20 protein-coding genes are annotated in these 20,369 nt (G+C 59.5%); 13 read left to right on the top strand and 7 right to left on the bottom strand.

Features of this window, described 5'->3' with window-relative positions; translation table 11 throughout:
• Positions 1-121: 121 nt before the first annotated feature.
• From oscA to ACA064_RS00845, 5 genes are all read left to right on the top strand, one after another.
• Positions 122-304: a sulfur starvation response protein OscA gene (oscA, locus tag ACA064_RS00825; protein ID WP_007945260.1), complete on the top strand. Its 183-nt coding sequence runs from the start codon at positions 122-124 to the stop codon at positions 302-304.
• A gap of 75 nt (positions 305-379) precedes the next feature.
• Positions 380-1,390, top strand: coding sequence for a sulfate ABC transporter substrate-binding protein (locus ACA064_RS00830; protein WP_497671692.1), 1,011 nt, complete (start codon positions 380-382; stop codon positions 1,388-1,390).
• Positions 1,391-1,555: 165 nt separating this feature from the next.
• A complete protein-coding gene (cysT, locus tag ACA064_RS00835) occupies positions 1,556-2,374 on the top strand; it encodes a sulfate ABC transporter permease subunit CysT (protein WP_489358652.1) in 819 nt (272 codons plus the stop codon).
• A 13-nt stretch (positions 2,375-2,387) separates the two neighbouring features.
• The gene (cysW, locus tag ACA064_RS00840) at positions 2,388-3,260 is read left to right on the top strand and encodes a sulfate ABC transporter permease subunit CysW (RefSeq protein ID WP_497671693.1); all 873 of its coding nucleotides are present in this window, start codon (positions 2,388-2,390) and stop codon (positions 3,258-3,260) included.
• Between the two features lie 3 nt (positions 3,261-3,263).
• Positions 3,264-4,253: a sulfate/molybdate ABC transporter ATP-binding protein gene (locus tag ACA064_RS00845; protein ID WP_497671694.1), complete on the top strand. Its 990-nt coding sequence runs from the start codon at positions 3,264-3,266 to the stop codon at positions 4,251-4,253.
• A gap of 47 nt (positions 4,254-4,300) precedes the next feature.
• Here ACA064_RS00845 and ACA064_RS00850 read toward each other — a convergent pair whose 3' ends face one another.
• Positions 4,301-4,825: an Mpo1 family 2-hydroxy fatty acid dioxygenase gene (locus tag ACA064_RS00850; protein ID WP_497671695.1), complete on the bottom strand. Its 525-nt coding sequence runs from the start codon at positions 4,823-4,825 to the stop codon at positions 4,301-4,303.
• Positions 4,826-4,910: 85 nt separating this feature from the next.
• Between ACA064_RS00850 and ACA064_RS00855 the strand changes: the two genes are divergently transcribed.
• Both ACA064_RS00855 and ACA064_RS00860 read left to right on the top strand, forming a co-directional pair.
• Entirely contained in the window at positions 4,911-5,597 is a 687-nt protein-coding gene (locus ACA064_RS00855; RefSeq protein ID WP_497671696.1) for a Crp/Fnr family transcriptional regulator, read from the top strand.
• An 87-nt stretch (positions 5,598-5,684) separates the two neighbouring features.
• Positions 5,685-6,053 carry a response regulator gene (locus tag ACA064_RS00860; RefSeq protein WP_497671697.1) on the top strand — a complete coding sequence of 123 codons (369 nt, stop codon included), beginning with the start codon at positions 5,685-5,687 and terminating at the stop codon, positions 6,051-6,053.
• 144 nt (positions 6,054-6,197) lie between these two features.
• Here ACA064_RS00860 and ACA064_RS00865 read toward each other — a convergent pair whose 3' ends face one another.
• Positions 6,198-7,202 (bottom strand): AraC family transcriptional regulator, encoded by a 1,005-nt coding sequence (locus ACA064_RS00865; protein WP_497671698.1) that lies wholly within the window; start codon positions 7,200-7,202, stop codon positions 6,198-6,200.
• A gap of 465 nt (positions 7,203-7,667) precedes the next feature.
• Here ACA064_RS00865 and ACA064_RS00870 point away from each other — a divergent pair, with 465 nt between their 5' ends.
• From ACA064_RS00870 to ACA064_RS00880, 3 genes are all read left to right on the top strand, one after another.
• Positions 7,668-8,249, top strand: coding sequence for an alpha/beta hydrolase (locus ACA064_RS00870; RefSeq protein ID WP_497671699.1), 582 nt, complete (start codon positions 7,668-7,670; stop codon positions 8,247-8,249).
• A 56-nt stretch (positions 8,250-8,305) separates the two neighbouring features.
• Complete coding sequence (locus ACA064_RS00875; protein ID WP_497671700.1) at positions 8,306-9,241, top strand: sigma 54-interacting transcriptional regulator; 936 nt, start codon at positions 8,306-8,308, stop codon at positions 9,239-9,241.
• Between the two features lie 180 nt (positions 9,242-9,421).
• Positions 9,422-10,204 carry a MetQ/NlpA family ABC transporter substrate-binding protein gene (locus tag ACA064_RS00880; protein WP_497671701.1) on the top strand — a complete coding sequence of 261 codons (783 nt, stop codon included), beginning with the start codon at positions 9,422-9,424 and terminating at the stop codon, positions 10,202-10,204.
• A gap of 175 nt (positions 10,205-10,379) precedes the next feature.
• Here the strand turns inward: ACA064_RS00880 and ACA064_RS00885 are convergent, their stop codons facing one another.
• Complete coding sequence (locus ACA064_RS00885; protein WP_497671702.1) at positions 10,380-11,540, bottom strand: AAA family ATPase; 1,161 nt, start codon at positions 11,538-11,540, stop codon at positions 10,380-10,382.
• 161 nt (positions 11,541-11,701) lie between these two features.
• Here ACA064_RS00885 and ACA064_RS00890 point away from each other — a divergent pair, with 161 nt between their 5' ends.
• From ACA064_RS00890 to ACA064_RS00900, 3 genes are read left to right on the top strand one after another with little or no spacing between them, the layout of a single operon-like run.
• Positions 11,702-12,808 (top strand): efflux RND transporter periplasmic adaptor subunit, encoded by a 1,107-nt coding sequence (locus tag ACA064_RS00890; protein WP_497671703.1) that lies wholly within the window; start codon positions 11,702-11,704, stop codon positions 12,806-12,808.
• Positions 12,805-13,875, top strand: coding sequence for an efflux RND transporter periplasmic adaptor subunit (locus tag ACA064_RS00895; protein ID WP_497671704.1), 1,071 nt, complete (start codon positions 12,805-12,807; stop codon positions 13,873-13,875). Before ACA064_RS00890 ends, ACA064_RS00895 begins: the two co-directional genes overlap by 4 nt.
• The gene (locus tag ACA064_RS00900; RefSeq protein WP_497671705.1) at positions 13,872-16,925 is read left to right on the top strand and encodes an efflux RND transporter permease subunit; all 3,054 of its coding nucleotides are present in this window, start codon (positions 13,872-13,874) and stop codon (positions 16,923-16,925) included. The genes ACA064_RS00895 and ACA064_RS00900 overlap by 4 nt, the downstream gene beginning before the upstream one ends.
• 30 nt (positions 16,926-16,955) lie before the next feature.
• Here ACA064_RS00900 and ACA064_RS00905 read toward each other — a convergent pair whose 3' ends face one another.
• From ACA064_RS00905 to ACA064_RS00920, 4 genes are all read right to left on the bottom strand, one after another.
• The gene (locus ACA064_RS00905) at positions 16,956-17,585 is read right to left on the bottom strand and encodes a class I SAM-dependent methyltransferase (RefSeq protein WP_497671706.1); all 630 of its coding nucleotides are present in this window, start codon (positions 17,583-17,585) and stop codon (positions 16,956-16,958) included.
• A 199-nt stretch (positions 17,586-17,784) separates the two neighbouring features.
• The gene (locus ACA064_RS00910) at positions 17,785-18,429 is read right to left on the bottom strand and encodes a methionine ABC transporter permease (protein ID WP_054595074.1); all 645 of its coding nucleotides are present in this window, start codon (positions 18,427-18,429) and stop codon (positions 17,785-17,787) included.
• Positions 18,419-19,543 carry a methionine ABC transporter ATP-binding protein gene (locus tag ACA064_RS00915; RefSeq protein ID WP_497671707.1) on the bottom strand — a complete coding sequence of 375 codons (1,125 nt, stop codon included), beginning with the start codon at positions 19,541-19,543 and terminating at the stop codon, positions 18,419-18,421. Before ACA064_RS00915 ends, ACA064_RS00910 begins: the two co-directional genes overlap by 11 nt.
• Before the next feature lie 2 nt (positions 19,544-19,545).
• Complete coding sequence (locus ACA064_RS00920; RefSeq protein ID WP_497671708.1) at positions 19,546-20,355, bottom strand: MetQ/NlpA family ABC transporter substrate-binding protein; 810 nt, start codon at positions 20,353-20,355, stop codon at positions 19,546-19,548.
• Positions 20,356-20,369 lie beyond the last annotated feature (14 nt).

Genomic DNA, 20,369 nt, shown 5'->3' on the forward strand with positions numbered 1-20,369 from the left:
TTCTGGTTATATAAACATTCTTAAATAGTATTTTTAAGAATATCAGCACCTATCTACTATTGCTCTCACGCCGCAAGCAGTGCCGCCACTGCCAGGCACCTCTTATTTCAGGAGCAGCACCATGAGCGCATCTCTACGTAGCGTTGACGGCCAGGACGAAGCGACCATCTTGCGCGAGATCCAGAGCGCATTGCGCGACCTGCGCTTCGGGGCGGTGGAAATCACCGTGCATAACGCTCAAGTGGTACAGATCGAACGCAAAGAAAAATTCCGCTTGCAGAACCCAAGTAACAAACCGAGCTGAAGCAATATCCGAGGCAACCGGATTCCAGAACCCATAAGAAAAGCCAACACCCCAAGAATTTCAGGAGCTTTCACTATGTCGTCGATTCGCCGTTACGCTCTGGCCGCGCTGGCCAGTGCTGTTTTTGCTGGTTCCGCGGTTGCCAAGGATTACGAGTTGCTCAACGTGTCGTATGACCCGACCCGTGAGCTGTATCAGGATTACAACGCTGAGTTCGTCAAATTCTGGAAGCAAGACCACGCTGGCGACAACGTGAAAATCCAGCAATCCCACGGTGGCTCGGGCAAACAGGGTCGGGCGGTGATTGATGGCTTGCGGGCTGACGTGGTGACTCTGGCACTGGCCGGTGACATCGACGAAATCGCCAAGCTCGGCAAGTCCCTGCCGGTGGATTGGCAGAAACGCTTGCCTGAGGCCAGTACTCCCTACACCTCGACCATCGTGTTCCTGGTGCGCAAGGGCAACCCCAAGGGCATCAAGGACTGGGGCGATCTGACCAAAAACGGGGTTGAAGTGATCACCCCGAACCCGAAAACCAGCGGCGGTGCGCGCTGGAACTTCCTTGCCGCCTGGGCCTATGGCCTGAAAGCCGGCGGTAGCGAGGCCAAGGCTCAGGAATACGTCCAGGAGCTGTTCAAGCATGTTCCCGTGCTGGATACCGGTGCCCGTGGTTCGACCATTACCTTCGTCAACAACGGTCAGGGTGACGTGCTGCTGGCCTGGGAAAACGAAGCCTTCCTGGCCCTGAAAGAAGACGGCGGTGCCGATAAGTTCGACATTGTGGTGCCATCCCTGTCGATCCTCGCCGAGCCGCCAGTGGCGGTGGTGGATAAAAACGCCGAAAAAAAGGGCAATACCGAAATCGCCGAAGCCTATTTGAAATACCTGTACAGCCCGGCCGGCCAGGAGATCGCGGCGAAGAACTTCTACCGTCCGCGTGACAAGGATGTGGCGGCCAAGTATGCCCAACAGTTCCCGAAACTGGACCTGGTGACTATCGACAAAGACTTCGGCGGCTGGAAAACTGCCCAACCGAAATTCTTCAATGACGGTGGTGTGTTCGACAAGATTTACACCGCTCAGTAAGGAAAATTGTAGGAGCGAGCTTGCTCGCGATGGACTCAAGAGCGCCGCGTTTACCCAGTAAAAACGCGTCATCATTAACGACCATCGCGAGCAAGCTCGCTCATACAGTAGAGCCCGCATTCGTTTGCGGGCTTTGCGTGTCCGTTCAGTCAACCAAGGACTTTTATGTCGCGTCGTATCTCCCCCGTCATACCCGGCTTCGGGCTGACGCTGGGTTACACCTTGGTGTACCTCAGCCTGATTGTGCTCATACCCCTGGCAGCGATGTTCGTGCATGCCGCTCAACTCACCTGGGATCAATTCTGGGCGATCATCTCCGCACCCCGTGTGCTGGCGGCGTTGAAGCTGAGTTTCGGTACCGCGCTGTACGCCGCGATCATCAACGGCATCATCGGTACATTGCTAGCCTGGGTGCTTGTGCGCTACACCTTCCCCGGACGCAAGATCATCGACGCGATGATCGACCTGCCATTCGCGCTGCCCACCGCCGTGGCCGGTATTGCGCTGACGGCACTGTATGCGCCCAATGGCCTGGTCGGGCAGTTCGCCGCTGATCTGGGCTTCAAAATCGCCTACACCCCGCTGGGTATCACCCTGGCACTGACCTTCGTCACCTTGCCGTTCGTGGTGCGTACGGTGCAGCCAGTGCTCGCCGACATTCCCCGGGAAGTCGAAGAAGCCGCTGCCTGCCTGGGAGCCAAGCCGTTGCAGGTGTTCCGCTACATCCTGGTGCCGGCCTTGCTGCCCGCCTGGCTGACCGGTTTCGCCCTGGCCTTTGCCCGAGGCGTTGGCGAGTACGGGTCGGTGATCTTCATCGCCGGCAACATGCCGATGAAGACCGAGATCCTGCCGCTGCTGATCATGGTCAAGCTCGACCAATATGACTACACCGGCGCCACCTCCATCGGCGTGCTGATGCTGGTGGTTTCCTTCGTCCTGTTGCTGCTGATCAACTTGTTGCAGCGGCGCATCGAAACCCCATAAGGAGGCCCGGAATATGTCCAGTTCAACGCTTACCGCCGCTTCCTCGGCCAACGCCGCCCGTCGTGGCAGCGCCGTTTCACGACGCATTCTGATCGGCCTCGGCTGGCTGATCTTTGCCCTGTTTCTGTTGTTGCCGCTGTTTATCGTGGTGTCCCAAGGGCTGAAACTCGGCCTCGGCGCCTTCTTCTCCGCGATCTTCGAGCCGGATGCGCTATCGGCCCTGAAGCTGACGGTGATCGCGGTGTTGATTTCGGTGCCACTCAATCTGGTGTTCGGCGTCAGCGCCGCCTGGTGCGTGAGCAAGTACTCGTTCCGCGGCAAGAGCATGCTGGTGACCCTGATCGACTTGCCGTTTTCGGTCTCGCCAGTGATCGCCGGTCTGGTCTATGTACTGATGTTCGGTGCCCAGGGCTTCTTCGGCCCATGGCTGCAGGACCACGACATCCAGATCGTCTTTGCGCTGCCGGGCATTGTGTTGGCGACCATCTTTGTCACCGTGCCGTTCGTGGCCCGGGAACTGATCCCGCTGATGCAGGAACAGGGTACCCAGGAAGAAGAAGCCGCGCGGTTGCTCGGTGCCAATGGCTGGCAAATGTTCTGGCATATCACTGTGCCGAACATCAAGTGGGGTCTGATCTATGGCGTGGTGCTCTGTACCGCGCGGGCAATGGGTGAGTTCGGCGCGGTTTCGGTGGTGTCCGGGCACATCCGTGGGGTGACCAACACCTTGCCGCTGCATGTCGAGATTCTCTACAACGAATACAACCACGTTGCGGCGTTCGCCGTGGCGAGTCTGTTGCTGATCCTGGCGCTCTTCATCCTGCTGCTCAAGCAGTGGAGCGAGAACCGTATTAACCGCCTGCGCGCCAGTGCGGCGGAGGAATAAATCATGTCGATCGAAGTCCGTAATGTCAGCAAGAACTTCCACGCCTTCAAGGCCCTGAACAGCATCAATCTGGACATCCAGAGCGGTGAGCTGGTGGCGCTGCTCGGCCCGTCCGGTTGCGGCAAGACCACCCTGCTGCGGATCATCGCCGGGCTCGAAACCCCGGATGCCGGCAGCATCGTGTTCCATGGCGAAGACGTCTCCGGCCATGACGTGCGTGATCGCAACGTCGGGTTCGTGTTCCAGCACTACGCGCTGTTTCGCCACATGACGGTGTTCGACAACGTCGCGTTCGGTCTGCGCATGAAGCCGAAAAACCAGCGCCCGACGGAAAGCCAGATCGCTGTCAAAGTCCACGAACTGCTGAACATGGTGCAACTGGACTGGCTCTCCGATCGTTATCCGGAACAGCTTTCCGGTGGCCAGCGTCAACGTATCGCCCTGGCCCGTGCCCTGGCGGTGGAGCCGAAAGTCCTGCTACTGGACGAACCCTTTGGCGCGCTGGATGCCAAGGTTCGTAAAGAACTGCGTCGCTGGCTGGCGCGGTTGCACGAAGACATCAACCTGACCTCGGTGTTTGTGACCCATGACCAGGAGGAGGCCATGGAAGTGGCCGACCGGATCGTGGTGATGAACAAGGGCGTGATCGAGCAGATCGGTTCGCCGGGTGAAGTCTATGAAAACCCGGCCAGCGATTTTGTGTACCACTTCCTTGGAGACTCCAATCGCCTGCACCTTGGTGAAGACAACCACGTGCTGTTCCGTCCCCATGAGGTGTCGTTGTCGCGCCATGAACTGGAAGACCACCACGCCGCTGAAGTGCGCGATATCCGCCCGCTGGGCGCGACTACCCGGGTGACGCTGAAAGTCGAAGGGCAGAATGAGTTGATCGAAGCAGAAGTGGTCAAGGATCACGACAGCCTGATCGGCCTGGCGCGCGGTGAGACGCTGTTCTTCAAACCCAAGGTCTGGCAGAAAGTCGCTAACCTTTAAGATCAAAAGATCGCAGCCTGCCGCAGGCTGCGATCTTTTAAAAATTTTCAAGCCGCCGCATTTTTCCGATTGATCCGCACCCCACCCACTCGCGCCTCGATCTGCTCTTTGAGGTCTTGCCGCAACCCCAGCATGAACGCCAGTTCAACCACGACAAACAACGGCCCGACGATCAGTCCCGTCACATCATCGACAAACGCCGGTTTGCGTCCTTCGTAGTGATGGCCGACAAACTGGATTGCCCAACCGATGACGAACATGCCGATTCCGCTGCCGAGCCAGACGAGCGTGCTCTGTAGCGCGAGCACATGACCTAGCCAAACGGACAGGCCGAGCAATACGCTCATCAGCACTCCCAGGCGCAGTTCCAGGCGCAAATAAAACCACGCGCAAGCCAATGCCAACAGCACCGCTGGCGACACCCAGAGCCCGGCCAGCGACCATTGCGGCCGTGACAGCAATACCGCAACAGCCACCACAATCAGTGGAATGCCAATAAAGTGGCTGACGATATTTCGCGGGTCACGATGGTAGGTGGCGTATTGACTGAGATGGTCAACGAGGCTTTTCATTGTTATTTCCTCCTGTAGGGAGTTCGATCATGCCCTGCGCTCAATCTTCGCTCTGTCAGCCAGGCGACAATCAACTGGAGTTCAAATGGATATGCAGGCCTGGCGTCCGCGCTTATCAAGCGGTCAGTGGTTCAATAATTTGCCTGCCTTGTTACAGGATAGTCTGCTGACCGCCGCCAGGGTGCGGCGCCTGGCGCCCGGGCAGAGGTTGTTCAAGCGCGGTGATCCGCCTTGCGGTTTGTATGCAGTGCTTGAGGGGGCGGTGCGTATTGGCGCGGTCAACGAGCAGGGCAAGGAAGCGCTGCTGAGCATGGTCGAACCGCCGCACTGGTTCGGTGAAATCTGCCTGTTCGATGGCCGGCCGCGAACCCACGACGCCTGCGGAGTCGGCCGCTGCATTCTGTTGCAGGTGCCTCAGGCCGCGTTGCTCGAACTGCTGGGAGAACATCCACACTATTGGCGCCACCTGGCGTTGTTGATGAGCCATAAATTGCGCCTGACATTCATCAATCTCGAACAGTTGAGTCTGATGCCAGCGGCGGCGCGCGTGGCTCACCGGCTGCTGATGATTGCTGAAGGTTATGGCCAGAGCGAGCCCTCGCGGCGGGTCCTGCAGTTGCCCCAGGACCAGTTGGCACTGATGCTTTCGCTGTCCCGGCAGACCACTAATCAGATCCTCAAGGATCTGCAGAACCAGGGCATCGTGCAGTTGGGATACGGCGAAATCGAGGTGCTGGACCTGGAAAAATTACGGGGCGCGGCGCAGACCTGAATCCGTCGGCTCATCCGAAATAACCGTTAGTGATGGGCAATGGTTACCAAGGCGCCTAGCCTGTATCTACCAAAATCGAGGTGCACCATGCGTTTGCTGTTAGTGGAAGACGAACCCAAGACTGCAAAGCTCTTGGCCGAGGGCCTGGGCGAAGCGAGCTATGCGGTGGATGTGGCGGTCGACGGGATGCAGGGGCGACGCTTTATCGAAGAGCGGCCTGAGTACGATCTGGTCATCCTTGACGTCATGTTGCCTGGACTGAATGCCTGGCAATTGCAGCAGCAAATCCGTAAGCGCGGCGCGACGCCGGTGTTGTTTCTGACCACCAAAGACGGAATTGAAGACCGACTGCGCGGGCTTGAGTTGGATGCCGATGATTATTTGCTCAAACCGTTTGCCGTGAGTGAGTTGGTGACGCGGGTGCGCAAATTGTTGCGGCGTGATCGAGGGCGCTGATTGGTGGTGTCTGGGCTGATGCCATCGCGAGCAAGCTCGCTCCCACAAGGTATGAGTCTGACCACAGGTTTGTGAACACCCCCTTACCTGTGGGAGCGAGCCTGCTCGCGATGAGGCCGGCACAGGCAATACAAATCTCATTGTTCAGCGCAACCCATCCCGAAACTGCCCCGGTGTCATTCCAGTCCAGCGCTTGAATGCGCGGCTGAAGCTGCTGATGTCGGCAAAACCCAATAGATAGCTGATCTCGCTCAATGAGCACTGCGGGTCACGCAGGTGCAGCAGCGCCAGATTCTCCCGACACTCATTGAGCAAGGTATCAAAGCGACAACCTTCATCGGCCAGATGTCGCTGCAGACTGCGCAGGCTCAAATGCAAAGCCTCGGCGATGCGTTCGGCAGAGGGTTCGCCTTCTGGTAATTGCGCTTCAATTGCAGAGCGGACCTTGCGCTCCCAGGTCAATGGTTTCGATTGCGTAAGGGTGCGCGTTAGCACCGTTTCGTTGTGTTCGGCCAGTTCCGGGTTGGCGTCATCCAGGTGACTGTCGAAATCGCTGACGGCAAACTCCAGACGGTCCTCTTCGGCCGCAAAGAAGACTGGTGCGCGGAACACCGTATGCCAGTGTTTGGGGTCAGCTGGTTCCGGCCGGCGCAGGTACACCGCCAGCGGCGCATAGTCCCGGCCCAGACGATTGCGGCAGGTACGCACATAGATCGCCGCAAAGGCATCAATGGCTTCGAACGCCGGTGCTGGGCTGCTTTGAGGCACCTTCAAATGAAAGCAATAGCGGTCGCCATTCAGGTTTAATTCCAGCTCCAGAGCGTCGCTGACCACCTGGTGATAACGCACAATCCGCTCAAAGACTTCGCGCAAGCTACCGCTGGCCACTAGCGCATATCCCAGCGCGTGAAAGGTGGTCGGGCTGACGAAACGTGAAACCCGCAAGCCGATCGCCGGGTCGCCGCTGGCCTTGACCGCTATTTCCCAGAGACGCGTGGTGGCGGACAGCGGATAACTGGCGTTCGGGTCGTCCATCAGTTGCGGGTCGAGCCCGGCTTCGCGGCACAGTGCATCGCTGTCGAGGCCAAGAGCGTCGAGTTGTTTGCGCAGGGCGCGGGTCCAGCTGGCGAGAGAGGTAGGTTCAATCATGATGATTGGCGCTTCCAGTCAACAGGTTGGCGTTCACAGGTAGCACGCTGCGCAATGACGCAGGGCAGGATGCGAACATCAATAACCAGAGAATGGAATCATGCAGGGTACTTCTGCAAGCCCCAGGCGCCCGAATGTACTACAACGCACGGGTTGATCGTGCTCAGGCGCGCCCGTGCCTTGAATGGTATGGCCTTGAGAGTCGTCGCGGGTTCTATTATTCGAATATATTCTATTAATAACGAATAATAATACTTTGAGATATAAGTGTTTTAGGTCAATGATTCAATCCTGATTCAACGATTTTCGGGCCGTCTCCTTGGCAGGGTGCGGCCTTTTTTTATTTCCGGGGTTATGAGTTGTATATTCCTAAAATGCATTAATAAATATCTTCTTATTCCTTAACGAATATAACTCTCCTCCCTATAATCGATCCTGAACAGACAAGCAGCCGGAGGGCTCCCCATGCGCAACGAATCAATTCGCTACCTGATCGTGCCGGGCTGGCAAGGATCGCCAGAAGATCATTGGCAAAGCCACTGGCAGAACAGTTTGCCAAACAGCGCGCGCGTGGAGCAGGCCGACTGGTTGACGCCGCGTCGCGAGGATTGGGTCGCAGCCTTGGCGCAGGCGATCGCGGCTGACAGCACACCGGTGATCCTGATTGCCCACAGTCTGGGTTGCATCACCGTTGCCCATTGGGCAGCACAGGCGCCCTTCAGCTTTTTGCGTCAGGTCCGCGGCGCGTTGCTGGTCGCACCAGCGGATGTCGAACGCCCTGCCTGCGCGCCGGCCTTGCGCAACTTCGCGCCGATCCCGACGCACCTGTTGCCGTTCCCCTGCCAGGTTGTCAGCTCGGATAACGACAGTGCGGTCAGCGCCACTCGTGCTCTGGAGCTGGCCCGCAACTGGGGCGCCGAAGCCGGGATTCTGACCGGTGCCGGACACATCAATGTTAAGTCCGGGCACCAACGCTGGGAGCAGGGCTTCGCTTATCTTTACCGTCTGCAAAATCGCATGGAACAGCATTCTCTGCGCCGCGCTTGAGTCTTTTATTTTTTTAACGCCTCCCGTCTCCCGGCGGATTTGGGCGGGAGTCTGTCATGAGTCTGCATGAAACCTTCGGTCAGCCACTGCTGACCTTTCCCGACGCGGAAAAAAGCCCGCTGAGCATTCGCGCCAAGGCGCTGGTATTCGTCGATCCCCGTTCACGACAACTGCGCCACGAACTCGAACAACTGGCACCACGTTCGATTTCCGTGCTGATCCGCGGCGAAACCGGGAGCGGTAAAGAACTGCTCGCGCGGCATATCCACCGGGGCAGCGACCGTGGTGGTTTGTTCGTTTCGGTCAACTGCGGAGCGATCAGTCCGACCTACGCCGATGCCGAGTTGTTCGGTTATGCCGCCGGCAGTCACAGCGGCTCGGCCAGCAGCCGCGCAGGTTGGTTCGGTTCAGCCAACGGCGGCACCTTGTACCTGGACGAAATCGGTGACTTGCCGCTGCCAATCCAGGTCAAACTGCTCGCGGCACTGGAGAACCATGAAGTTACCCGCGTTGGCGCCCAGCAGCCGAGCCCGGTGGATGTGCGGCTGGTAGCGGCTACCAGCATCGATCTGGCGCAAGCGGTGGCTGCCGGGAAATTTCATGAGCGGCTTTATCACTACTTGAGCGAAGGCCAGCTGGAACTGCCGGCATTGCGCGAACGGGTCGGCGATATCCTTTCACTAGCCGAGTATTTCCTCGGCATCTACAGCCAGCGTCTGGACTTGCCGGTGCCCTTGATCAGCGAAGCGGCGCAGCAACTTCTGGAGCATCACAGTTGGCCGGGCAATACCCGTGAGCTGGAGAACGTCATTCACTTTGCGTTGCTGGTCAGCAGTGGCGACGAGATTTTGCCCGAGCATCTGAATCTGCCGGAAACCCTGGCGCCGTTACCGCTGATCGAGCACCAGGTCGAGCGAGTCATCAACGGCGGTTCTGCTGGCGAGCGGGCAGCCCTGAAAAGCCTGCTCGAACGGCTTACGCAGTCTTTGTAGGTCGCGGTGTGGAGCGGGCGGCGCCTGTATGAATAAAATGGAATATGAAAGTGAATAAAAGATATTGTTAGGGAATAAAAAATCCCGGTATTGTCCGCTCCACGCCAGCGATAGCATTTCATTGGCACCTCACTTGAAGCCGTCGTCGATGACGACTGTGATTTTCGATAAGGACACTGCATGAAAAAGGTTCTGTTGTTCACCGCACTGGCGGCTGCCCTGGCCGCAGGCATCGCCCAGGCTGGCGAGAAACTGGTGGTTGCCGCAACGCCGGTGCCCCACGCTGAAATTCTTGAACTGATCAAGCCGACCCTCGCCAAAGAAGGCGTGGATCTGGAAATCAAGGTCTTCACTGACTATGTGCAACCGAACGTGCAGGTCGATCAGAAGCGTCTGGACGCCAACTACTTCCAGACCCTGCCGTACCTGAAAAGCTTTAACGAAGGCAAAGGCACTAATCTGGTGACCGTGATCGGCGTTCACGTCGAACCTTTCGGTGGCTACTCGAAGAAAGTCAAAACCCTGGCCGAGCTCAAAGACGGCGCGACCATCGCTATCCCGAACGAAGGCAGCAACAGCGGTCGTGCGTTGATCCTGCTGCAGAAGGCTGGTCTGATCGAATTGAAAGACCCGAAAAATGCGCTGGCGACCCCGAAAGATATCGCCAAGAACCCGCATAACTTCAAGTTCAAAGAGCTTGAGTCGGCCCTGCTGCCGCGTGTTCTGGACCAGGTCGACCTGGACATGATCAACACCAACTACGCGCTGGAAGCCGGCCTGAACCCGGCCAAGGATGCGCTGATTATCGAAGGTGCCGATTCGCCGTACGTGAACTTCCTGGTTGCCCGTCCGGACAACAAGGACAGCGATGCCATCCAGAAACTCGCCAAGGCACTGACCAGCCCGGAAGTGAAAGCATTCATCGCGAAAAAATACAGCGGCGCAGTATTGCCGGCGTTCTGATTCAGCGCGCTTTAAAACCCTTTCAAGGTTTCAAGGTTTCAAGGTTTCAACGTCGACGGCTGGTAAAGCGTCGGCGTTTTTTATTGGCTGAGAGAACGGTCCTTCGGACGGACCTTTCGCAGGCAAGCCACGCTCCCACAGTTACCACACAATCCCGTAGATACCGTCTTAACCCTCAATCCGGCCAATACCACGCCGGTTCATCCAGCATCCCTTGGCCAACGACCTCGGTCTGGCCGAAATGCTTCTCCAGCACGATGGAATTGCACTCCGGGTCTTGCTGCAGAGCCGCGATCAAGCGGCTGGCGTGGGACACCACCCACACCTGGCAATTTTCCGAGGCGCGGATGATCAGCCGCGCCAACGCCGGTAACAGATCTGGGTGCAAGCTGGTTTCCGGTTCGTTGAGCACCATAAGCGTCGGTGGACGTGAGGTCAGTAGCGCGGCGATCAGCAGCAGATAACGCAGCGTGCCATCCGACAGTTCCGCGGCAGACAGCGGGCGCAACAAACCTTCCTGATTAAACTCAATGGCGAAGCGCCCACCTTGCAGCGGCGCGATATTCAGCGTTGCGCCGGGGAAGGCGTCGCTGATGGCGGACTGTAACGCCTCTGGATCACCGATTTCACGGATGGTTTGCAACGCAGCGGCGAGATCGCGACCGTCATGGTGCAACACCGGGGTGCGGGTGCCCAGTTGCGGTTGGCGCGCGGGGGCCTCGGCATCGCTGCGAAAATGGTCATAAAAACGCCAGCCACGAATGGTCTCGCGCAGCAATAACACTTCTGGTGAGGAGCGCAGGCTGCCGACCTGATCAAACAGGCTGTCGAAGGTCGGTGTGTGTTGTGCGAGCACATCCCAACTGCGGTCTTCGCGGGCACGGATCATCGAGCCGGCGCGATCGACCAGCAGGCTGGCGGGACGATAAATCGGTCCAGCCCAAATACATTCGCGTTTGATTTCCGGGTCCAGAGAAAAGTACGAAAGGCTGGGTTCTGGCAAGCCCAGTGCGATCGAGTAGCTGAAATCTTCACCAGAAAATCCCAGGCGCAAGCGCTTTGGGGCCCGGCGCACAGAGGCTTCGACGGCCACTTCTGCGTTGCGCATACGTCGCGAAAGGATCTCGGGCCCGGCCCAAAAGGTTGAATCCAGCCCACCCTCACGGGCCAGCCCATTGATTACGCCGCCCTGGGCTGTCTCCGCCAATAGGCGCAGGGCGCGATACAAGTTGGACTTGCCGCTGCCGTTGGGGCCGGTAATCACGTTCAATCGATCGAGGGGGATGACCAGTTTGTTGATCGAGCGGTAATTGGCCACCGCGAGGGTTTTTAGCATGAGGAAGTTCCTGCTGCGTGGTTCGGCAGTTTGCCTTATTGTCGGGAACGCAGTGATCCCTCACTACAGAGTCGCTGCACATCGTATGTGCAAGCGCAAGCCTGTTCTAAGCTCACATTCGTATCGTCACGTGTCCGCCCGTATCACGCAAAGGAGTCTGCATGGCTGGTCCCGGAATGAAATTGGTCGTAGGCCTGAGCCTATTTGCCTTGTTGACCGCATGTGGCGATAAACAGCCCGTGGAGCGCCAACGCCCGCGGGTGTTTGTGCAGGAGGTGAGACCTGCCGACTTTGCCGCTACGGTAACGCTCACCGGTGATGTCCAGGCACGGGTCCAGACTGAATTGTCGTTTCGGGTAGGCGGCAAGATCATCCAGCGTATGGTCGATGTCGGTGACCGGGTTTCGGCCAGGCAGGTGCTGGCCAGACTCGACCCTAAAGACCTGCAGACCAATGTCGATTCAGCCCAGGCGCAAGTGGTTGCCGAGCAGGCGCGGGTCAAGCAGACCGCTGCGGCATTCGTCCGCCAGCAGAAACTCCTGCCCAAGGGCTACACCAGCCAGAGCGAATACGACGCTGCCCAGGCCGCGTTGCGCAGTAGCCAGAGCGCTTTGGCCGCGGCCCGGGCGCAACTGGCCAACGCCCGCGAGCAACTCAGTTACACCGCGCTGATCGCCGATGCGCCGGGGGTGATCACTGCGCGCCAGGCCGAAGTCGGCCAGGTGATGCAAGCCACTGTGCCGGTCTTCAGCCTGGCCCGGGACGGCGAGCGCGATGCGGTATTCAACGTCTACGAATCGCTGTTGGTCGAGCCGCCGACGGATAAAACCGTGGAGGTCAGCCTGCTCGACAATCCGCAGATCAAGACCCCCGGCACCGTCCGCGAAATCACCCCGGCGGTCTCCGCGCAAACCGGCACGGTGCAGGTCAAGGTGACCTTGAGTGAACTGCCCGCGGGCATGGAACTGGGCTCGGTGGTCAGTGCCACGGCCAAGGTGCCGGGCAAGTCCGCTGTTGAATTGCCGTGGTCGGCTTTGACCAAGAACCTCAGCGACCCGGCCGTGTGGCTGGTGGACGGCGATGGCAAGGCACAGTTGCATACGGTCAAGGTTGCCCGTTACCTGACCGGAAAGGTGATCATCAGTGAGGGCCTGAACGGTGGTGAAAATGTCGTGACGGCCGGTGGGCAATTGTTGCACCCGGGCATGTTGGTGGAGATCGCCGCGAAGCCTGCGCAGGGCTCCACTCAGCCAGGAGCCCAGCCGTGAAGCGCTTGTTCGCATTGCTGTCGGCCGGTTTGCTGCTGGTCGCTTGCTCAAAAAAAGAGCCACCGCCGGAGCCGGTGCGCCCGGTGCTGTCCATTGAGGTCCAGTCCGAATCGGAAGAAAACCTCGGGCGTTTCGCCGGGAGCATTCAGGCGCGGTTTGAAAGCAATCTCGGTTTTCGGGTATCGGGACGGATCGCCAGCCGCAACGTCGATGTCGGTAGCGACGTCGAGAAGGGCGCCTTGCTCGCGACCCTCGACCCGACCGATCAACAGAACCAGCTGCGTGCAAGGCAGGGTGACTTGGCGCGGATCGAGGCGCAATGGATCAACGCCCAGGCCAACGCCCGGCGGCAGCAGGAGCTGTTCGACCGCGGAGTCGGCGCCCAAGCGCAGCTGGACATTGCCCAGACCGATCTGAAAACCACCAGCGCCTCACTGGAGCAAGCCAGGGCCGCCGTCAACCAGGCCCGCGATCAGCTCAACTACAGCGAACTGCGCACCGATCACGCTGCTATCGTCACCGCCTGGAATGCCGAAGCCGGGCAGGTGGTCAGCGCCGGACAGCAAGTGGTGACCCTGGCGCGGCCGGACATCAAGGAAGCGGTGATCGATCTGCCTGCGAGCCTGGTTGAGCGGCTGCCCGCCGACGTGGTATTCAAAGTCGCCGCACAGCTCGATCCGAGCATCAACACCACCGCCATCGTGCGCGAGATCGAACCCCAAGCGCAGAGCGCGACCCGCACTCGGCGCGCGCGTCTGACACTGGCCGAAACGCCGGCCGGATTTCGCCTGGGCACCGCCATCAGCGTGACTCTCAGCTCGGCCATCGAACCGCGTATCGAACTGCCGCTCAGTGCCGTGCAGGAAGTCGACGGCAAGAGCCGGATCTGGGTCATCGATATCCAGACGCAAACAGTGTCACCCCGCGATGTGACCTTTGTCAGCCGCAATGGCCACACGGTGGTCCTGGCCTCCGGGGTCAAGGCCGGTGAGCGGGTGGTCAGCGCCGGAGTGAACAGCCTCAAGCCGGGGCAGAAAGTCAAAGTCGACGAGGAAAGCCCACGATGAAAGGGAGTTTCAATTTATCCGAATGGGCCATCAAGCATCAGTCCTTTGTCTGGTACCTGATGTTCGTCGCGTTGCTGATGGGGGTGTTCTCATACCTGAACCTGGGCCGTGAAGAAGACCCTTCGTTCACCATCAAAACCATGGTGATCCAGACTCGCTGGCCTGGTGCGACCCAGGAGGAAACCCTCAAGCAGGTCACCGACCGCATCGAGAAAAAACTCGAAGAGCTTGATTCCCTCGACTACGTGAAGAGCTACACCCGACCCGGCGAATCCACCGTGTTCGTGTACCTGCGCGACACCACCAGTGCCAAAGACATTCCCGAGATCTGGTACCAGGTGCGCAAGAAGATCGATGACATCCGTGGCACCTTCCCGCAAGGGTTGCAGGGCCCGGCCTTCAACGACGAGTTCGGCGATGTCTACGGTTCGGTGTATGCCTTCACCGCCGACGGGCTGACGATGCGTCAGTTGCGCGATTATGTCGAACAGGTGCGCGCCGAGATCCGTGAAGTGCCGAACCTGGGCAAAGTCGAAATGATCGGCGAGCAGGACGAAGTGCTCTACCTGAACTTCTCCACCCGCAAACTCGCGGCGCTGGGTATCGATCAACGCCAGGTGGTGCAAAGTCTGCAATCGCAGAATGCGGTGACCCCGGCCGGGGTGATCGAGGCGGGACCCGAACGCATCTCGGTGCGCACTTCGGGGCAATTCGCTTCGGAGAAAGACCTGGCCAACGTCAATCTGCGGCTCAACGATCGCTTCTATCGCCTTGCGGATGTCGCCGAAATCAGCCGAGGTTATGTCGATCCGGCAACGCCGCTGTTCCGTTTTAATGGTCAGCCGGCCATCGGCCTGGCAATCGCCATGAAAAAGGGCGGGAACATTCAGGACTTCGGCAGCGCCCTGCATCAACGTATGCAAGAACTCACCGCCGATCTGCCGGTGGGCGTCGGCGTGCACAAGGTTTCCGATCAGGCCGAAGTGGTGGAAGTGGCGGTGGGTGGTTTTACCCGTGCGCTGTTCGAAGCGGTGGTGATTGTTCTGATCGTCAGTTTCGTCAGCCTCGGCGTGCGCGCCGGGCTGGTGGTGGCCTGCTCGATTCCGCTGGTGCTGGCGATGGTCTTCGTCTTCATGGAATACAGCGGCATCACCATGCAGCGGATTTCCCTCGGTGCGTTGATCATCGCCCTCGGCCTGCTGGTGGACGACGCGATGATCACCGTCGAAATGATGGTGACGCGCCTGGAAAAAGGCGAGACCAAGGAGCAGGCGGCAACCTTCGCCTACACCTCGACGGCGTTTCCCATGCTCACCGGCACCCTGGTGACCGTCGCCGGCTTCGTGCCCATCGGTTTGAATGCCAGCTCCGCCGGTGAATACACCTTCACCCTGTTCGCGGTCATCGCCGTGGCGATGCTGGTGTCGTGGATCGTCGCGGTGCTGTTCGCCCCGGTGATCGGCGTGCATATCCTCAGCACCAACGTAAAGCCCCATTCGGCGGAACCGGGACGCATCGGTCGCGCTTTCAACGGCGGGCTGTTGTGGAGTCTGCGCAATCGCTGGTGGGCGATCGGCATCACCGTATTGCTGTTCGTGCTCGCGGTGTTTTCCATGGGCTTTGTGCAGAACCAGTTCTTCCCGTCCTCGGATCGTCCGGAAATCCTGGTCGACCTGAACCTGCCGCAAAACGCCTCGATCAACGAAACCCGGCTGGCGGTCGATCGTTTCGAAGCGACGCTGAAGGACGATCCGGACATCCTGCGCTGGAGCACTTACATTGGTGAAGGCGCGATCCGTTTTTACCTGCCCCTCGACCAGCAATTGCAGAACCCTTACTACGCGCAACTGGTGATCGTCAGCAAGGGCCTGGAAGAGCGCACGGCGCTGATGCAACGCTTGAACAAACGCCTGCGGGAAGATTTCGTTGGCGTCGGCAGCTTTGTACAGGCGCTGGAAATGGGCCCGCCAGTGGGGCGGCCGATTCAGTATCGGGTCAGCGGCAAGGAGATCGATCAGGTGCGCAAACATGCCATCGATCTGGCGACCATGCTCGACAGCAACTCGCACATCGGCGAGATGATTTACGACTGGAACGAACCGGGCAAAGTCCTGCGCATCGACATCGCCCAGGACAAGGCGCGGCAGTTGGGATTGTCCTCGGAAGATGTGGCGAACCTGATGAACAGCATTGTCAGCGGCTCGCCAGTGACTCAGGTACATGACGATATCTACCTGATCAAGGTGGTCGGCCGCGCCGAAGACACCGAGCGCGGCTCGCCGGAAACCCTGCAGAACCTGCAGATCCTCACCCCGGGCGGCACCTCGATTCCACTATTGGCGTTTGCCAGTGTGCGTTATGAACTTGAACAACCCCTGGTCTGGCGTCGCGACCGCAAACCGACCATCACCATCAAGGCCGCGGTACGCGACGAGATCCAGCCAACCGATCTGGTCAAACAGTTGAAGCCTGACATCGACAAATTCGCCGCTGCGTTGCCGGTCGGTTATTCGGTCGAGACCGGTGGCACGGTAGAGGAAAGCAGCAAGGCTCAGGGACCGATCGCCAAAGTCGTACCGCTGATGCTGTTCCTGATGGCGACCTTCCTGATGATCCAGCTGCACAGCGTGCAGAAGCTGTTCCTGGTGGCCAGCGTTGCGCCGCTGGGACTGATCGGCGTGGTCCTGGCGCTGATCCCCACTGGTACGCCCATGGGCTTTGTGGCAATCCTCGGGATCCTCGCGCTGATCGGCATCATCATCCGCAACTCAGTGATCCTTGTGACCCAGATCGATGAGTATGAGCGCGATGGCTACGCGCCGTGGGACGCGGTGGTACAAGCCACCGAGCACCGCCGTCGACCGATCCTGCTCACCGCCGCCGCTGCGAGCCTGGGCATGATCCCCATCGCCCGCGAAGTGTTCTGGGGGCCGATGGCCTACGCAATGATCGGCGGCATCATCATCGCCACGTTGTTGACGCTGTTGTTCCTGCCGGCGCTGTATGTGGCCTGGTACAAAATTCGCGAGCCGAAGAAAGAAGCACAATAGCGAGCAAGCTCGCGATGGCGTCCGAACTGTCTACACCGGCTTGCGCCAGACACTCGCCAACCAGGGTTGCTGCTCGCGCGGCAGCCCGGCTGGTCGATAGTAGTGTTCCAGCTCGGCAAACCCGCCCTCGGTCAACATCCTGCGCCACGATGTCAGGTCGTGATACGCACCATAACGCGGGCCATTCCAGCCTTCCTGATTCTCGCCACGGGGGTTGGAGCTGAACAACACCCCACCGGGTTTCAACGTGGCACGTAGTTGCCGCAAAACCCGAGGCAACTCCTGCCCAGGAACATGAAACAGCACTGCATTGGCGAAAATCCCGTCGAAGTGCTCGTTGGGCAGGTCGAGCTTGAGAAAGTCCTGCTGCCAGACCTCGCAACCGCTGTCTTCGCGAGCCATTTGCGCGAGGCGTTCCGAGCCGTCGAGACCCACCGCGATATGGCCCATGCGGGTGAAGGTTTGCAGATCGCGTCCCGGGCCGCAGCCGAAGTCGAGAATAGTGAACGGCGCCTGGCCTTGAATATGTCGCAGCAGCGCGTCGATGTTCTGGCTGACGTCGTGGTCGCGAGTGCCTTCACGAAAGCTCTCGGCCACCTGGTTGTAATGGCCCAGGGTGGTAGAGGTGATCTGTTCGAGGTCGGTCGGGGCGAGTTTCATGATGGGCTGCGCAGGCAAAGGGCGATGGGCCGACTATACCCCAACCTGATAGACCTCGAAAAAAGCGCCGCGCCTTAAAAGATCGCAGCCTGCGGCAGCTCCTACGCCGACCGTGTTCACCCGCGATATCACTGGTATACGCTAATCCCCTGTAGGAGCTGCCGAAGGCTGCGATCTTTTGATCTTCGCGGCAGTCGACTCAACGCTTATTCAACCCCCGCGCCAACCGATCCCCTCCCAACTGAATCACCGCCACCAGAATCACCAACAACACAATCACCGTGAGCATGATCTGGCTATCGAACCGTTGATACCCATAGCGATACGCGATGTCACCCAAGCCGCCCGCACCAATCGCACCGGCCATGGCCGAGGAGTTGATCATGGTCACCAGGGTGATGGTGAAACCGCCGACGATCCCCGGCAGCGCTTCCGGTAACAGCACATGCCAGACGATATGCCAGCGCCGGCAGCCCATGGCCTGGGCGGCTTCGATCAGGCCGTGGTCGACTTCGCGCAGGCTGACTTCGGCGATGCGCGCAAAAAACGGCGTGGCGGCGATGGTCAGAGGGACCACGGCCGCCCATACTCCATAGGTGGTGCCGACGATCAGCCGGGTGAAAGGAATCAGCGCGACCATCAGAATCAGAAACGGGATCGAGCGGAACAGGTTGACGAAGGCCCCCAGCGCCCGATTCAGCGCCGGGGCTTCATAGATCCCGCCCTTGGAGCTGGTGACCAGAATCACCGCCAGTGGAATACCCGCCAACAGCGCGATCAGCGATGACACGCCGACCATCAGGAAGGTGTCGATGACGCCTTGAAGTAACCGATCAAACCACATAGCCCAGCACCTCCGTCTGTTGTGCCCATTGCGTGGCGCGCTGGCGTAATTGTTCCGCGCTCAGCGAAGACCCCGTCACCGCCAGTAGCAGTTGTCCCAATGCGTGCCCCTGAATTCGCTCGATTCCGCCCTGCAACAACCGCACGCGGCCGCCAAGGGCGCTGAACAGCGCGGCCAGGTCCGGTTCGTCAGCCGCGCTGCCGGTGAACTGCAGCCGCAGCACCACGGCGGCCTGCGCCGACTGCGGTTGCGCTTGCAAACGGCTTTGCAGCTCTTCCGGCAAGCCGTGTTGCAATGGCGCGAGCAAGGTCTTGCTGACCTCATGCTGCGGGTTGCCAAAGACTTCCCAGACCGGCCCTTGCTCGACGATGCGTCCGTGTTCGAGCACCACCACCCGATCACAGATATCGCGGATCACCGCCATCTCATGGGTGATCAAAATGATGGTCAGGCCGAGCCGCTGATTGATCTCGCGCAGCAGGCCGAGGATCGACTGGGTGGTCTCCGGATCGAGCGCCGAAGTGGCTTCGTCACAGAGCAGAATCGCCGGGTCATGGACCAGCGCCCGCGCAATCCCGACGCGCTGTTTTTGCCCGCCGGAAAGCCGCGCCGGATAGGCCTTGTGCTTGTCTTGCAGACCCACTAGTTCCAACAGTTCGCGGACCTTGCGCTCGCGTTGCTCCTTGGCTACCCCGGCAACCTTGAGCGGCAACTCGACGTTCTGCCAAACGGTCTTGGCCGACATCAGATTGAAGTGCTGGAAGATCATGCCGATGCGCCGACGCAGCGCCACCAGCCGGTCCTCATCGAACTCGCCAATGTCCACGTGATCGATCAGTACCCGGCCGCTGCTCGGTTGCTCCAGGCGATTGATGGTGCGGATCAGCGACGACTTGCCGGCGCCGCTGCGGCCGATGATGCCGAACACCTCGCCACGCTGGATCGCCAGGTCGATACCGTGCAAGGCGGTGACCGGGCCTTGTTGGCCGTCGTAGGTCTTGCCCAGGCCGATAAAGCGCACGTGGGCGTGATTCAGTTCGGGATGCAACTCGGTCTGTTCGGCGTTGCGCGCTGGCGGGTTGTCCAGCCTGCGTTGGGCGGTCGCTGTACTCATGCTTAACCTTCCCAGCCGGCTTGGTAGAGCTTGCCGTGTGCTTTATCCAGCGCTGCGCGCACGACTGGGGAGTGCTGGTAGATGTCGACGAATTTGATCAGCCGTGGATCGGTTTTGCTCTTGGGCTGGATCACGAACTGGATCACGTATTCCTTGTGATCGAGGCCGTCGAACAGCAAGGCAGACTCGGCATCGAAGGTTTTTGCCAGACGGATATAGGCCGGGTAGCCCTGTACCAGATCGGCGTCATCGTAGGCGCGCACCAGTTGCACGGCCTCGACCTGGAGGATTTTCAGCTTCTTCGGATTGGCGATGATGTCGTCTTCGGTGGCCTTGTAGCCGACGCCGGGTTTGAGGCTGATCAGCCCGGCCTTGGCTAGCAGTTGCAAGCCGCGTCCGCTGTTGATCGGGTCGTTGGCGATGGCCACGCTGGCGCCTTGGGGCAGTTCGTCGAGGCTTTTGTATTTTTTCGAGTAGAGCCCGACATTGTTGATGATCCCGGGTGCAAACGGCACCAGATCAAAACCACCGGCGGCCTTGGCGTTTTCCAGGAACGGAATGTGCTGGAAGTAGTTCACGTCGATATCGCCCGAGGCGAGGCTGACGTTGGGTGCGATCCAGTCGCTGAACTCCACCAGCTCGACCTTCAGGCCTTGCTTGCCGGCCTCGATGACGGCGGTTTCCAGTGGAATAGCGAAAGCGGCGGTGGTGCCGATTTTCAACGGGGCATCGGCGGCGTGGGTGGCGGCGCTGAACAATCCGAGGGCAAGGGCCAGTGCTTTGACTGGTTGGGTGAAGAGGCTTTTGGTCATGATGGGTTTCCAGT

It is taken from the genome of Pseudomonas sp. LBUM1658 (assembly GCF_059716055.1).